Annotated in this window: 15 protein-coding genes; 6 read left to right on the top strand and 9 right to left on the bottom strand. The window is 38.7% G+C overall.

Annotation, left to right across the window (positions count from 1 at the left end):
- Nucleotides 1-6 precede the first annotated feature (6 nt).
- The 3 genes from AC58DT_RS15330 (at nucleotide 7) to AC58DT_RS15320 (ending at nucleotide 1,826) form a co-directional block, all read left to right on the top strand.
- On the top strand, nucleotides 7-1,053 hold the full coding sequence (locus AC58DT_RS15330) for an HYR domain-containing protein (RefSeq protein ID WP_497217683.1): 1,047 nt from the start codon (nucleotides 7-9) through the stop codon (nucleotides 1,051-1,053).
- Nucleotides 950-1,345 carry a T9SS type A sorting domain-containing protein gene (locus tag AC58DT_RS15325; protein ID WP_497217681.1) on the top strand — a complete coding sequence of 132 codons (396 nt, stop codon included), beginning with the start codon at nucleotides 950-952 and terminating at the stop codon, nucleotides 1,343-1,345. Before AC58DT_RS15330 ends, AC58DT_RS15325 begins: the two co-directional genes overlap by 104 nt.
- A 130-nt stretch (nucleotides 1,346-1,475) precedes the next feature.
- Nucleotides 1,476-1,826, top strand: a complete 351-nt coding sequence (locus AC58DT_RS15320; protein WP_497217680.1) for a DoxX family protein — start codon at nucleotides 1,476-1,478, stop codon at nucleotides 1,824-1,826.
- Nucleotides 1,827-1,844: 18 nt separating this feature from the next.
- On the opposite strand, the gene AC58DT_RS15315 is transcribed toward AC58DT_RS15320, so the two are convergent.
- Complete coding sequence (locus AC58DT_RS15315; protein WP_497217679.1) at nucleotides 1,845-2,621, bottom strand: S1/P1 nuclease; 777 nt, start codon at nucleotides 2,619-2,621, stop codon at nucleotides 1,845-1,847.
- A 233-nt stretch (nucleotides 2,622-2,854) separates the two neighbouring features.
- Here AC58DT_RS15315 and AC58DT_RS15310 point away from each other — a divergent pair, with 233 nt between their 5' ends.
- The 3 genes from AC58DT_RS15310 to AC58DT_RS15300 all read left to right on the top strand — a co-directional run bounded on the left by AC58DT_RS15310 (nucleotide 2,855) and on the right by AC58DT_RS15300 (nucleotide 5,960).
- On the top strand, nucleotides 2,855-3,781 hold the full coding sequence (locus AC58DT_RS15310; RefSeq protein ID WP_497217678.1) for an alpha/beta hydrolase: 927 nt from the start codon (nucleotides 2,855-2,857) through the stop codon (nucleotides 3,779-3,781).
- 44 nt (nucleotides 3,782-3,825) lie between these two features.
- Nucleotides 3,826-5,163 (top strand): DUF819 family protein, encoded by a 1,338-nt coding sequence (locus tag AC58DT_RS15305; protein ID WP_497217677.1) that lies wholly within the window; start codon nucleotides 3,826-3,828, stop codon nucleotides 5,161-5,163.
- 83 nt (nucleotides 5,164-5,246) lie between these two features.
- The gene (locus tag AC58DT_RS15300) at nucleotides 5,247-5,960 is read left to right on the top strand and encodes a DUF4369 domain-containing protein (RefSeq protein ID WP_497217676.1); all 714 of its coding nucleotides are present in this window, start codon (nucleotides 5,247-5,249) and stop codon (nucleotides 5,958-5,960) included.
- On the opposite strand, the gene AC58DT_RS15295 is transcribed toward AC58DT_RS15300, so the two are convergent.
- The 8 genes from AC58DT_RS15295 to AC58DT_RS15260 all read right to left on the bottom strand — a co-directional run bounded on the left by AC58DT_RS15295 (nucleotide 5,955) and on the right by AC58DT_RS15260 (nucleotide 14,750).
- Nucleotides 5,955-6,221 (bottom strand): hypothetical protein, encoded by a 267-nt coding sequence (locus AC58DT_RS15295; protein ID WP_497217675.1) that lies wholly within the window; start codon nucleotides 6,219-6,221, stop codon nucleotides 5,955-5,957. The two genes, AC58DT_RS15300 and AC58DT_RS15295, sit on opposite strands and share 6 nt — an antisense overlap.
- Before the next feature lie 70 nt (nucleotides 6,222-6,291).
- Nucleotides 6,292-7,269 carry a type I phosphomannose isomerase catalytic subunit gene (locus AC58DT_RS15290; RefSeq protein ID WP_497217674.1) on the bottom strand — a complete coding sequence of 326 codons (978 nt, stop codon included), beginning with the start codon at nucleotides 7,267-7,269 and terminating at the stop codon, nucleotides 6,292-6,294.
- Nucleotides 7,269-7,679, bottom strand: a complete 411-nt coding sequence (locus tag AC58DT_RS15285) for a 6-pyruvoyl trahydropterin synthase family protein (protein WP_497217673.1) — start codon at nucleotides 7,677-7,679, stop codon at nucleotides 7,269-7,271. The genes AC58DT_RS15290 and AC58DT_RS15285 overlap by 1 nt, the downstream gene beginning before the upstream one ends.
- On the bottom strand, nucleotides 7,676-8,194 hold the full coding sequence (gene idi, locus AC58DT_RS15280) for an isopentenyl-diphosphate Delta-isomerase (protein ID WP_497217672.1): 519 nt from the start codon (nucleotides 8,192-8,194) through the stop codon (nucleotides 7,676-7,678). The genes AC58DT_RS15285 and idi overlap by 4 nt, the downstream gene beginning before the upstream one ends.
- A 105-nt stretch (nucleotides 8,195-8,299) precedes the next feature.
- Entirely contained in the window at nucleotides 8,300-10,231 is a 1,932-nt protein-coding gene (locus tag AC58DT_RS15275) for an OmpA family protein (RefSeq protein ID WP_497217671.1), read from the bottom strand.
- Between the two features lie 12 nt (nucleotides 10,232-10,243).
- On the bottom strand, nucleotides 10,244-11,185 hold the full coding sequence (locus tag AC58DT_RS15270; RefSeq protein WP_497217670.1) for a PorP/SprF family type IX secretion system membrane protein: 942 nt from the start codon (nucleotides 11,183-11,185) through the stop codon (nucleotides 10,244-10,246).
- Nucleotides 11,186-11,242: 57 nt separating this feature from the next.
- Nucleotides 11,243-14,458, bottom strand: a complete 3,216-nt coding sequence (locus tag AC58DT_RS15265) for a CLIPPER-2 domain-containing protein (protein ID WP_497217669.1) — start codon at nucleotides 14,456-14,458, stop codon at nucleotides 11,243-11,245.
- On the bottom strand, nucleotides 14,433-14,750 hold the full coding sequence (locus AC58DT_RS15260) for a CLIPPER-2 domain-containing protein (RefSeq protein WP_497217682.1): 318 nt from the start codon (nucleotides 14,748-14,750) through the stop codon (nucleotides 14,433-14,435). The genes AC58DT_RS15265 and AC58DT_RS15260 overlap by 26 nt, the downstream gene beginning before the upstream one ends.
- Between the last annotated feature and the right edge of the window lie 27 nt (nucleotides 14,751-14,777).

Genomic DNA, 14,777 nt, shown 5'->3' with positions numbered 1-14,777 from the left:
ACCTGTATGGCAGTGGTAAATGTGATTGATAACATTGCACCTGTGATTACCTGTGGTCCTCCTGTGACTACTGTATCAGAAACAGTAGATTTTGAAGGTAGCTCTATACCTTCTGGATGGACTACCCAGATTAATTCTGGTTCTCAGGACTGGGCCTTCGGTTCTGGCGATATGCCAATAGGAACTGACTTCGCCTCAAACGCAGCCATCTTTGATGACGACGCAGCTGGTAGCGGTGAGGTAAACAATGCTACGCTTATTTCTCCAGTATACGATATAAGCGCTGCTTCTACAGCCTCGCTGTCTTTTGACTATGCAATGCAGGAGTTTGCCGGTGATGGTACACTTACCGTTGAGGTTTATGATGGGGCCGCATGGCAACAGATTCTTTTTGTTGATGTTGATACTAATCCTGTCAATACAGGAGCCATTGATTTGGCGGCTTACCTAAATGCTGACTTCCAAGTTCGTTTTACATATGACGATGAAGGCGGTTGGGCCTGGGGTGCCGGTGTGGACAATTTCGAGCTTAACTATTCTATTGTTCCAACGAGCAACGTAGTGGAAATCGAATTGGGTCCTGACGGAACTACCTCTGTAGATCCTTACAGTCTTGTATCTAATATAGATGAGGCCTGTGGTATCGCTACAATTGCTGTAGATGTGCCAACTGTAAGTTGTGCAGATATAGGAGGTACGTTTATGGTTACTGTATTTGTTAGTGATACCAGCGGCAATATTGCTTCTTGTATTGCAGAGGTAAGTGTGGTAGACAGGCTTGCTCCGGAACTAACCTGTCCAGCAGACCAGACAGTTGATCCAGGACCAGGTAACATATTCTATATATTACCGGATTATTTCGCAACTGGCGAAGCTATCGCGGATGACAACTGTACAGATCCTGTAACAGATACGACCCAAGACCCTGCTCCCGGTACGGCGTTGCCTGATGGTGTCCACACCATTACGTTCACCGCTACCGATGAGTACGGAAACACTTCAACCTGTAGCTTTGAGCTTACGGTTGAGTCTGTANAACACTTCAACCTGTAGCTTTGAGCTTACGGTTGAGTCTGTACTTGGTGTGAGCCAAAACTCTTTGGACGCTGGCGTGGCACTATATCCAAACCCGGCGAGCAATGTTGTGAACCTTGTTAACAAGACCAACATTTCCCTAGAGAAAATGATGATCTATGACATAAACGGCAAACTAGTAAACCAGACAGACCTTCGCACCATGCAAGGTGAAAGAGCGGTAGATGTTTCATCGCTTGCTGCCGGGGTTTACGTTGTTCAGATTATTGGTGACAATGCAAGCACTGTGAAGCGCTTGATAAAAGAGTAATTTTTTCTCATACATAATTAGTTAAAAAAGAAAGCCTTCCTTCTAAACAAGGGAGGCTTTCACTTTTTAGTAAGTTCAAGCTTGACAAAACCTTCAAAAAGATTACTTTTAAAGTTTTAAAAAAAAAGCTATGTTACCTTGGCATCAATATTTAATGGGAGTGCTTTATGTACTTGCAGGAATGAATCACTTCCGCAAACCGAAACTATACGAACGCATTATCCCTCCCTACCTTCCTGCGCACAGCACTTTAGTGATGTTGAGCGGAGTTGCTGAAATGATCTTGGGGTTTATGATAATGAATAAAAACACCCAAGAAGAAGCTGCTTGGGGAATAATTATTATGCTTATAGCTTTTATACCCGTACATATTTATATGCTCCGAAATAAAGAAGCAGCTATGAAATTACCAAAATGGATGCTTATTCTCCGCCTTCCGTTGCAATTTGGGTTAATGTATTGGGCCTATTTATATACTTAATGCAAAAGATTATTTTAACTAACTGAAAATTTTATTTAAAACTTCCGCTAACCGAATACCTCCTTTTTGAAGTTGAAAACGCAATGTATCCATATACTTATACATATATTCATAACCAAGCTTTTCACCAATTTCCGTGTTTTCATAAACGTCTTCACATAATGCTCGGCTTTCGTACATCCAATCCAAAACATTGCCTTTTTTAATCGCCTCAACTTGTTTTTTTGAAAGCACATCGGTGTTTGCTGCTAATTCGGTATAAGACATCTCGTAGAAATCTATCATTTTGTAGTCCCAAACCGTATGCAAATTGGTGCCATCACTAAACCAACGCACCTGAAAATCATTACCTCCTTTATCATCTTCCAAACCAATGTGAAGCGGCTGGTGAAGATCTCCCATAAAATGAATCAGCATTTTTAAATGAAAGATTTTATCATCTTTTGTGCTGTTGGCATTTTTCAGCACCGAAATACACTTTTCTATTCCCTGAATAATATCTCCTTTTTCACTTTTGGAATGCGTTTCATATTTTTCGCCAAAAGGAAAGTTTACATAATGCCACGGCCTGTAAGAGTCATACTGGCGATCACTTTTAATATCGTCGCCATAATTTGCCACAAATGCCAATGAATGCCCGTTCAGCAATTTTGAAATTTCCTTTTCTGCCTTTTTGCTTAAATAGTTTTCTGCAATCTCACCCACCACTCTGTGGCCCGTTTTTCCCCAATCTTCTGCAGCGGTCAAAGCATTTGAAGATACACAAACTAATAGTGCTATTATAATTTTTTTCATAGTAGATATTTTTTATACTGAAACAAGATTGCAATATCGGGCAAAGATAACTTCCTATTTTTAAAACTGATTTAAACTTTTCAAATTAAACAACAAATTACAGTTCAAAAGAATTTTTTACATTTAGAAAGGCTTGAAAAATATTTAAGTATTAAACAGTGATATTGAAAAACAATATACCCGCAATTTCTCTGTTAAAGCATAGCGATTAAATAGCATTTAAAATGTCATCGATGAAAAACCTTCTTATAATTTTTCTTTTTCTCTTCGGAATTGCTTCTGCCCAAAACAAAAAATATAATCCTGAAGAGATAAACATTACGCCCTTGATTGAAGGAACGCTCATAGTTCCCCAAATTGATAAAAAACCTGCATTGGCTATAATAATTGGCGATAGTGGCCCCACGGACCGAAACGGCAATCAACAAATGATGGAAAATAATTCCTTAAAGTTTTTGGCGGAAGGACTTTATGCGAACAATATAGCCTCCTTTAGATATGATAAAAGACTTGTAAAACAGATGAAGCTGCGATCGCTGAATGAAAAAAATATTCGGTTTGATCATTTTAATGATGATGCAGTTGCAATATTGGAGCATTTTAAAAAAGATGGACGCTTTTCAAAGATATATATCATAGGCCATGGACAAGGCTCGCTTGTTGGAATGGTGGCCGCACAAAATGGCGCAGATGGTTTTGTCTCCATTGCGGGAGCAGGACAGGAAATTGATGATGTTATTGTAGCTCAGTTGGCTGAACAAGCCCCGGGATTGGTAGATAATGCCCGCACTTCTTTTGACGATTTACGCGCCAATGGAATTGCTTACAATTATAGTCCGGGATTAGCCTCTATATTTCGTAAAGAACTACAACCATTCATATTTACCTGGATGCAGTTTGACCCCCAGATTGAAATTACGAAATTGAACATACCGGTTCTTATAATCAACGGTGATAAGGATATTCAGGTACAGATTTCTGAAGCCGAACTGTTAAAGAATGCCAAACCTGATTCGCAATATGAAATTATTGAAAACATGAATCACGTTTTAAAAGAAATTGAAGGAAATGATTTAGAAAACAGCAAGTCCTATAATATTTATAATTTGCCTGTAGCCCCTAAATTAATTACCGTTATAAGTGATTTCATTAAAAAATAATCAAAATTAAAAAATAATTGTATTTTGCGTCAAAACCATCAAAAATGCAAGATACAACTACCGAAATACTAAAGGACACCACTCCCCTTTTTACCAATGACACCATTGTTTTTGGAATTTTAATGATAGCCCTTGGCTTCATTTTTTATACCTCTTCCCGTGAAGAAGGTTTCTGGAAAAAATTCTACGGAATTGTACCTGCACTTTTCATGGCCTATTTTCTTCCTGCACTACTGACTACCGCAGGAGTCATTTCGCCAGAATGGACTACAGTTTCGGAAACTGGCGAAGCCACTAAGGGAAGTACCAGTTTATACTATATGTCTAGCCGGTACTTATTGCCCGCCGCCTTGGTACTGATGACATTGAGCATAGATTTGAAAGGCGTGCTAAACTTGGGGCCTAAAGCCCTTGTTATGTTTTTTGCAGGAACTATAGGTATTGTCCTTGGCGGACCTTTGGCTGTTTTGATTGTAGGAAGCATCCACCCCGAAGCTGTGGGCGGCGAAGGTGCTGACGCTGTATGGCGCGGACTCTCTACCCTTGCAGGAAGCTGGATTGGCGGTGGCGCAAACCAAACCGCAATGCTCGAAATTTACGGTTACAACCAAAAGCTTTATGGCGGGATGGTATTTGTGGACATTGTAGTGGCCAATATTTGGATGGCCATTATTCTCTTCGGAATTGGAAAATCTGCAAAAATTGATAAATGGTTGAAAGCTGATACTTCGGCTATAGAAAATTTGAAGGATAAAGTTTCAGACTATGCCAAAAAAGTAGATAGAAATCCTACGTTGACAGATTTGATGATTCTTGCCGCCATCGCTTTCGGAACGGTAAGTTTTGCACACTTTGGTGCAGATTTTTTAAGCTCTTTCTTCACTTCGGTAGTAGATGGGATTCCTAAAGGAATAACCCGCAATATATTTACATTTCTGGATTCAAGCTTCTTTTGGATGATAACCATAACCACAATTATTGGAGTGCTGCTTTCTTTTACCAAAGCCAAAACCTATGAAGGTGCCGGGGCAAGTAAGTTTGGTAGCGTTTTCATTTATATTTTGGTGGCAAGCATAGGAATGAAAATGGATCTTACCCTTATTTTCGACAATATGTGGCTTATTGTTATCGGTTTGGTTTGGATGGCCGTTCACGCAGGATTAATGATTTTGGTTGCAAAAATGATTCGAGCACCTTATTTCTTTTTGGCCGTAGGAAGTCAAGCCAATGTTGGTGGCGCGGCATCTGCACCAATTGTTGCTTCTGCCTTTCACCCATCACTGGCAACGGTTGGAGTACTTTTGGCCGTGTTTGGGTATGCCATCGGAACGGTTGCCGCAATTTTGTGTACCGTATTAATGCAATTGGCTTCTGGCGCATAAAAATTTAAAAAAAATAATCATCTTTGCACCTTTGCAAACCGAGGCTATTATAGGCTAGGTTTGAATTTTTAAAAAATGACTGAATGCGCTATTTTCTTTCAATTGCAATAATATTCCTGACGTTGGTAGGTTGTTCAACCGATACGGAAAAAATGAATCTTACAGGAACTGTCAATGGGCTTAAAAAAGGTACATTGCTCCTACAGAAATTTGAAGACACGGTATTGGTTACCGTAGATTCTGTAATCGTTGACGGAAATTCAAATTTTTCCTTTTCCGAAGAAGTGGAGAGTCCGGAAATTTATTATTTGTATGTAAGGTTAAAGGATGGAAGTCTTCGGGACGATCGCATTACCTTTTTCGCCGAAAACGGGACAATAAGCATTCAAACCAATTTAAAAAACTTCGGAAGTGCTGCAACCGTGAGAGGTTCTGCCAATGATAGTATTTTAAAAGAATACGACAAACTGAAGCAACGCTACGTAGCTAAAAACCTAGAATATATTGAGCAACGTTTCAAAAAAGGAAAGAAGAATAACGATTCCTTAGAGTTAGATTTAAACCGCAAACAACAAGCGCTTATTTCCAGTAAATATTTAACTACAATCAATTTTGCGTTAAACAACAAGGAATACGAGGTAGCCCCTTATTTGATTTTAAGTGAAGCTTACAATTCAAGTGTGAAATATCTGGATACCGTTTACAATTCGTTGGCCCCAAAAATAAAAGACTCCAAATACGGTAAGGAATTGGAGTCTTTTATTGTAAAGCGTAAAAAAGAAGATACGCTCCTATAAGGCGTTTATTTTGTCTATAAGCTTTCTGCCACGTTCTTCAAGTTCGGAATTTATGGCTTTAAAATGCTTCTTTTTGTTTTCAACATCTTTTTGATTCACTTTTGTAATTAAGTCATCAAAAGTAACAATAGCTTCATCTATAATAGCTTCGGCCTTTTTATTGTCCTTATCTGTATTGGTCAGTTCCCAAATGTAAACTGCTTCAATAATATCACCCAAAACATAGTTGATATCTTTTTTTAAATCTCTTACGTTTGCCATAATTTTTCCCGCTAAAGCGGTATTTTTTAATTTATTGTAAATTTTATAATTTTGGCAAAGGTACGAACATTTAAGGAATGTACACTTCTAAAAAGGAAGCTGAATTGGTAATGAATTTCAGTTCGGGTATTTGGGCGGGAATTAAAAATGTTTCGCCTTTTTTGATTTCTTCCGAATAATCATCGGTTTCAATTACAGCACTTCCTTCCAAACACATATAAACCGTAAATGAAGGTACTTGTTCCAAGTCTTTGAGGTAATTTTCAGAAAGCACTAATTTATTTACAGCAAAGAAATTAGTGGTTCCGATGGGTGAAGGTGAATTTTTGACTTCGGAATAGTTTAACTTGGATTCTGGCGGATTAAAATCTATCGCTTCCAAAGCCAAATCTGTATGCAGGTCCCGTAGTTTTCCATTGGTATCGGGCCTGTCCCAATCATAAATTCTATAGGTAATATCTGAAGATTGTTGAATTTCCGCCAATAAAACGCCTGCGCCGATGGCATGTACGGTTCCGGGTTTAAGAAGAAAAGCGTCACCTTTCTTAATGGCTTCAACATTTAAAATTTCGGTTATTCTTTTTTCAGAAAGAGTATGCAAATACTTTTTTGAATCCATTTGTTGATTAAAGCCAAGGATGAGTTTACCATTCTTTTCAACTTCAAGTATATACCACATTTCAGTTTTTCCGAAGGAATTGTGCCTGGCTTTCGCTAATAAATCATCAGGGTGAACTTGAACGGAAAGGTCTTCACGGGCATCTATAAATTTGAAGAGAAGCGGAAAGTGATTTCCGAAATTTTTAAAAACTTTTTCACCAACAAGCTTTTCTTTATAGTTTTCCAAGACCCAATTAAGTGTATTTCCTTTTAGGGGGCCATTCGCAATTTCAGAAATGTTTTCTTCAACTCCAGAAATTTCCCAGCTTTCCCCAACATTTCCTTCGGCGTTTTTCTGAAACAATTCCTGCAGTTTATTACCTCCCCATACTTTTTGTTTAAGTATTGGTTGAAATTTTAAAGGATATAAGGGGGAAACTGTAACCATCAATTACCGTTATAAAAAACAAAGTTACGGGGTGTTTCATAAAGTTTTACCGAAATGCCATAATTTGAATCTATTCGATCCCTTATTTTATTCCAAATTACCACAGCTATATTTTCAACTGTGGGATTGAGGTTTTTAAATTCTGGAACCTCGATATTTAAATTTTTATGATCGAAGGAATCTTCAACTTCCTCTTTTATTATATCACTTAAAATCTTGAGATCAATCAAAAAACCCGTTTCTGGATCAATCTCACCTGAAACACCTACTTCCAATTCATAGTTATGACCGTGATAATTGGGATTACTGCATTTTCCAAATACTTGAAGATTTTTAGCATCGTTCCATTCTTTTTTAAAAAGCCGGTGCGCTGCGTTGAAGTGTGCTTTTCTATATACGGTGAGACTCATACAAGTAAATGTTGGTAAAATTTATCAAATATGATTTTAAACCATGCTGTATAAATTTTGGGATTGATTTCAATATCTTTTTTTACTTCTTCCAGATCCATCCATTTCCAAGAAGCCACTTCTTCTTTATTGATATTGGGCGCTTCTTCAAAATTTCCGACAAGAATATGGTCTAGCTCATGCTCTGTGAGACCATTGTCAAATGGCGCTTTATATATAAATGAAGTTGTTTCCTTTAGATCTGTGGTAAAGCCCATTTCTTCAAAAAGCCTACGTTTACCGGCTTCAAGTGATGATTCTCCATCACGCTGATGACTGCAGCACGTATTAGTCCAAAGTCCTGGTGAATGGTATTTATGTAGTGCACGTTGTTGCAACATCAGTTCATTATTTTTGTTAAAAATAAAAACTGAAAATGCTCTATGAAGAACCCCTTTTTCATGTGCTTCCTGTTTGGGCATCAACCCAATTTTCTCATCCTTTACGTTTACGAGAATTACTCTTTCTTCTTCCATTAATAGCCCTTTTGGCTCAAAAGTACGAAAAGCGAAAATGTTTTAAAAGTAAAAAGCGTTCAATAGCAAGTATTGAACGCTTTAAGATAACTTAATTTGGTTAATTTAATTCTTTATTATAAACATTGATCTTCTGTTAAGCTGGTGTTCTTCTGATGTACAAGACACACCATTTGAACACTGGTTAACAAGTTGTGATTCTCCATACCCTTTTGCGGTAAGCCTATTAGCGTCAATGCCTTTGCCAACCAACCATTTGAGTGTAGATTGTGCGCGACGTTCTGAAAGAGCCATATTATAACTGTCATTACCACGTGAATCTGTGTGAGATTCAATATGGATAATCAATTCTGGATATTCTCTCATTGCAGCAAGAATTTTAGCAAGTTCTATTTCAGCATCACGACGAATGTTCGATTTATCAAAATCAAAATAGATAGGTTGAAGGTTCAATTTACAGCCTAAGTCGTTTGGAGGACATGGACCAATTCTCTCTAATGGCAAGGGTACATCTACATTACCAGATAGCATTGGAGTTTCAATGATTTTTTCATAAGGCTTGTATCCTTCTTTTACCCCTCTAACGGTATATTGTGTTCCGCAGTCTCCAACAAAACTATACGTGCCGTCATTTTTAGCTGAAGTTTGACTTACCAATTGATTGTTCTCATCCAATAAGCTTACCTGTGCCCCTGGAAGAGGATCTTTCGTTTCTTTGTCAAATACTTTTCCCTGTATAGTTATGGAACAAATTTCTTTTACCAGATAGATGTCGTCATCAATACTGCCACTATCTCCACCTCTATTTGAGGTAACGTAACCGATGCGATCGTTTTCATTTATAATGAAACCGAAATCATCCTGAGCACTGTTCGCAGGAGAGCCTAAGTTTGTAATTTTTCCAGGCTTTCCGTCCTTATCAAGTGGAGTTACGAAAATATCATACCCTCCAAGGCCTGAACGACCATCACTAGAGAAATACAGATTGTTATTTTCACTTATAAAAGGAAATGATTCTCTAGCTTCTGTATTTATTTCGGGGCCCAAATTTACTGGTACTCCATATTTATCGTTACCAAGAATGTCAACATACCAAAGGTCAGACATACCAGAGGTACCAGGCATATCGGAAGAAAAGTATAATCTTTTCCCATCAGGACTTAACGCAGGGTGTGCAACAGAATATTCTTTACTGTTGAAAGGAAGTTCAACAATATTTGTCCAATTATACTCTCCTGTTTTTGTAGCTTTATATAGTTTTAAGCGAATTGTTTTGTTTTTGTCCTTTCCCTTTTTACCATCAAGAAAGTTATTTCTAGTAAAATAAACTGTAATGCCATCTTTTGCAAAAGCAGTTGAGGATTCGTGGTAAGGAGTGTTAATGTCTCCACCTAAAGGCATTGAATTTGAAAGTTGTCCTGTGGAGTCACGCTCGGCTAAAAACAAATCTAAAAAAGGTTGGTTTGTCCATTCTGAAACCTTTGTTCCATCTGTCCTTGATGCAGACGCATAGACTATTCTGTCTTTTCCATAAAAAGAAGCCCCAAAATCGGAATTAGATGAGTTGATTCCTACCTTATCTAGCGTAAAATCTCTTGATTTAAAAACTGTACTTTTTAAATAGTTAGGATCATCTTCATACGTTTTTATTACAAGGCCCTTACCTCCTTTAGCAACATAATCCTTCATTAGGGCATCGGATTCGGTATAGTTTCCTAAACTTTTTAAAGATTGAGCTGCCCGATAGTAATATTCAGCCTCTGTTTGATCTGGAAACTGCTTAACGAGTTTATCATACCATTTTGCGGCGTTAGTATAATCGCTGTTGAAATAATAGGTATCCCCTAATTTCTTAAAAATCTCTGCAGATTCGTATCCGTCTTCAACTACCTTTAAATATATTTCACGGGCATCTATATAAGCAAACTTATCAAACTCCTTGTTTGCTTTTTCGATATCCTTTTTTTGTGAAAAGGCGCTTCCGGCAGTAAAAACTACCATTGCGAAAATAAATATGTTACGTACTATTGTATTCATAGTCTTTATTTTTTAGAAGAATCTTGGTGTTAGCACTCGTTCTGGTCTGTTGAACAATTCAAAGCGAAGCATAACTTCATACGAACCATCACTATAGGCCTCAATATCTGTTGTTTGATAGTCATAAGCAAACCCTATAAATATATTGTCGGTAGCTTGAAAACCTACCAGTCCACTCATTGCAGCGCTCCATCTATATGCTGCCCCAAGCGTAACTTTATCATATAAGAGAAAGTTTGCCGACACATCTGCCTGTAAAGGCGAACCACTTACCATTTTGAAAAGCGTAGCTGGCTTGAACTTTAAATTATCACTAAGGTCAAATACATAACCGGCAATCAAGAAATAGTGCATACGTTCTGCAGCAGTAGTTTCCACTTGTGTGTTTTCTATGCTACCGGTATCAAAATGTTTTGTACTCAAGAAATTAGGAACCGAAAGACCTACATAAAATTTCTCAGTATTATAGTAAACACCAGCACCTATTTGTGGTTGAAGTTTATTGTCTATATTATTTTCCTGAAAATATGGATCATTCGAATCGTAAATGTTCAACTTAGAAAAATCAACATCTAGTATGTCTAAACCTGCTTTAAGACCAAATGATACTTTTCCGGTTTCAGAGGTATTGATGCTATAGGAATAATCTATATTAAAGTTGGTTTCTACTGCAGGACCTATACGATCATTTACTACAGATAGACCTAAACCCATATTGCTCGCTATTGGCGAATTTACAGTGAAGGTGCCTGTATTGGGCGCTCCATCACCAAAATTGACCCATTGAGTTCGGTAAAGTAAACCAAAGCTTAAGGCTTCACGATTTCCGGCATATGCAGGGTTTACCACCTGCGTATTGTACATATATTGTGTGTACTGTGGATCCTGCTGCGCTTTACTTGAAAACGTGCCAAGTAAAATCAAAATTATTAGCGTTAGATAACTGTGTTTCATAGTTATGTATTTTTAATCCTGGGAGGGAATTTCCTCCCAGGAATTTTTTTGATTTTTCTATCTGTTAATATATAAGTATCCTGTATAGTCAGCCTTACCAGGGTTATCTGCTGGGAAGGTAAGAATGTAGAAGTATGTACCTGTAGGCAACTCTTCATTCTTTTGAACTGTTGTACGACCTTCAGAAATACCTCTGAAAACATTCTGTTTACCATCTGAACCTCCGTATCCATCTGTTTCAAAGACCAATACACCCCATCTGTTAAATATCTTCACGTTATTGTTTGGCCAATTCTCAATTCCAACAATTTGGAAATAATCATTAAGTCCATCACCATTTGGTGTTATACCGTTGAATATTTCAAAAGTAGTATCCAATACAAAAGGAAGCGTAACTACTGTTGGATCATCAGGGTCACCATCACCGTTGTTGTCGTTGTTCGTTAAATCTGTTGGATCATCAGAATCATCTTCCACAATAGTTCCTTCAATATCCTCTCCAGTAACCGTAGCTTGGTTTACAACCTCACCGTTACCTATATCTTGATCATTAATGATGTAGATTGCAGTAAACGTTGTACTGTCTACTTCACCTGGCTCCAATTGAGCAATTGGACCTCCAGAGATTTCAACACCTGGCAATGGGTCTGTTATCATTATATTATACAATGTCACATTCCCTGTATTGGTTACAGTGAAAGCATAGGAAATAGTTTCTCCAACATCAGCTGATCCATTTCCGTTCTCATCGTTGAACACGCCGGTTTTTTCTAAGGAAATAGATGGGTTCTGGCAAAGGTCGGTTACAGTTGGATCATTTTCAAGATAGCTGTTGTTATCAGACTGATCAGATACTGAATCACCGTTTGGTGAAATACCTTCAGCTGTAGCTTGATTTTCAATAAAGCCTGTATCTACGTCACTTTGAGTTATTGTATATACAGCAGTGAAAGTCATTGTATCCTCTTCTCCAGCAGCTAGGTTGATTGGTCCTCCAACAACACTTACCAAAGGATCAGTTACTATTACATTAGTCAATGCAACGTTTCCGGTGTTTTTAACACTGAAGGTGTACAATATTGTCTCACCAAGATCAGCACATCCGTTACCGTTTTCATCATTAGGAACACCTACTTTTATTAATGCAATAGCAGGGTTCTGACAAAGCTCGGTAAGCGTTGGATCATCTTCAAACTCACTATTATCATCAGATAAATCACTTACGGAATTTCCTGAAGGATCAGTACCAGTAGCTGTTGCTTGGTTCTCAACAAATCCAGCATCAATATCAGTTTGCGTGATAGTATAGATAGCTGTAAACGATGTTCCGTCTGTAGCTCCTGGTTCCAGTGTAATTGGACCTCCGGCTACTGTCACCAATGGATCGGCTACAGTTATGTTTGTTAATGTAACGTTTCCAACGTTGAACACTGTAAAGCTATACTCAATGGTTTCACCAACATCAGCACATCCATTACCATTTGTGTCATTAATAACTCCAGTTTTAATAAGAGCTATAACGGGGTTCTGGCACAACTCAATTACAGTTGGGTCATCTTCAAGAACGCTGCTTTCATCAGATAGATCACTAACTATTGTAGCATCAGGCGCTGTACCTTCAGCAGTAGCTTGGTTAATAACCTCTCCAGCATCTATATCAACTTGTGTAATTGCATAAGTTCCTGTATAAATCCAAGTCTCGGTAACGTCAAGTTCGCCATCGCCATCGGTATCCCCAGTTGGTCCAGTGATTGTAGCGATTAATGGATCGGTTACAACCACAGTGCTTAAGCTCACGTTCCCTTCATTGGTCACAGTGAAAGTATAGCTGATTGTTTCATCCACATCAGCACAGTCATTCTGGTTTTCATCATTGAAGATACCTGTTTTTACGATTGCAATAGCTGGATCTTGACATAGATCTACAATTGTTGGGTCATCTTCAAGAACACTACTTTCATCAGAAAGATCAGAAACTACATTACCCATTGGATCATTCGCTTTGGCTGAAGCTTGGTTTACAACCTCGCCAGCATCTATATCGTCCTGTGTAATCGCATAGGTTCCTGTATAAATCCAAGTCTCGGTAACATCAAGTTCACCATCGCCATCGGTATCACCAGTTGGTCCAGTGATTGTAGTGATTAATGGATCGGTTACTTCAACAAAACTTAAGCTTACGTTTCCTTCATTGGTCACAGTGAAGGTATAGCTGATTGTTTCATCCACATCGGCACAGTCATTCTGGTTCTCATCATTGAAGATACCTGTTTTCACAATTGCAATAACTGGATCTTGACATAGATCTACAATTGTTGGATCATCTTCGAGCACACTGCTTTCATCAGACAGATCGCTAACTACTGTAGTATCAGGTGCCGTACCTTCTGCAGTTGCTTGGTTTTTTACCAATCCGAGATCTATATCATCTTGATTGATAGTATATATTCCTGTGTAAACCCATATCTCGGTAACATCAAGTTCACCATCGCCATCGACATCACCTGTTGGGCCAGAAATTGTAGCAATTAATGGATCAGTTATTACTACGTTGCTCAAGCTTACATTGCCTTCGTTTGTTACTGTAAATGTATACATGATTGTCTCATCCACATCAGCACAGTCGTTCTGGTTCTCATCATTAAAGATACCCGTTTTCACGATTGCAATAGCTGGATTCTGGCAAAGCTCGATAACAGTTGTATCATCAGTTGTTGTAGTTGATCCCGAAAGATCCTCTACCACGGTCTGGTCCGGTGCAGTACCTGTTGCAGTTGCTTGGTTAATAACCTCGCCAGCATCAATATCATCTTGAGTAATTGCATAAGTTCCTGTATAAATCCAAGTTTCAGTAACGTCCAATTCATTATCGCCATCAGTATCTCCGCTATCTGGACCTGCAATTGGCCCACCTAATAATGGATCATCGACAACAATATTACTTAGACTCACATTACCTTCATTTGTGACGGTGAAGATGTAACTGATTGTCTCATCCACATCCGCGCAGTCGTTCTGATTTTCATCATTGAATACGCCAGTCTTTACGATCGCGATGTCAGGGTTCTGGCATAGCTCGATCACGGTCTGGTCGTCATTGTCCACTTCGGTTCCCGAAAAATCCTCTACCACGGTCTGGTCTGGTGCCGTACCCGTTGCAGTAGCCTGGTTGGTCACGCTGCCCGTGTCGATATCATCCTGTGTGATGGTATACGAGGTAGCGGTATAGATCCAGGTCTCGGTTACGTCAAGTTNTGCCCGTGTCGATATCATCCTGTGTGATGGTATACGAGGTAGCGGTATAGATCCAGGTCTCGGTTACGTCAAGTTCATTATCACCATCGGTGTCACCGCCCTGGAACACGATGTCCACTATTGGGTTCGGTGCCTGTAGCAATGGATCGGTTACCGTAATGCCCGATAGGCTCACGTTGCCTTCATTGGTTACCGTAAACGTATAGGTTATAGTATCGATGCCCGCATCGGCACACTGGTTGCCGTCTACGTCATTGAATACGCCAGTCTTTACGATCGCGATGTCAGGGTTCTGGCATAGCTCGATCACGGTCTGGTCGTCATTGTCCACTTCGGT

This window comes from Aequorivita sp. CRS11, assembly GCF_059693805.1.
Note: the sequence above shows the minus strand (reverse complement) of the source record. Positions and strands in the feature narration are given on the sequence as shown.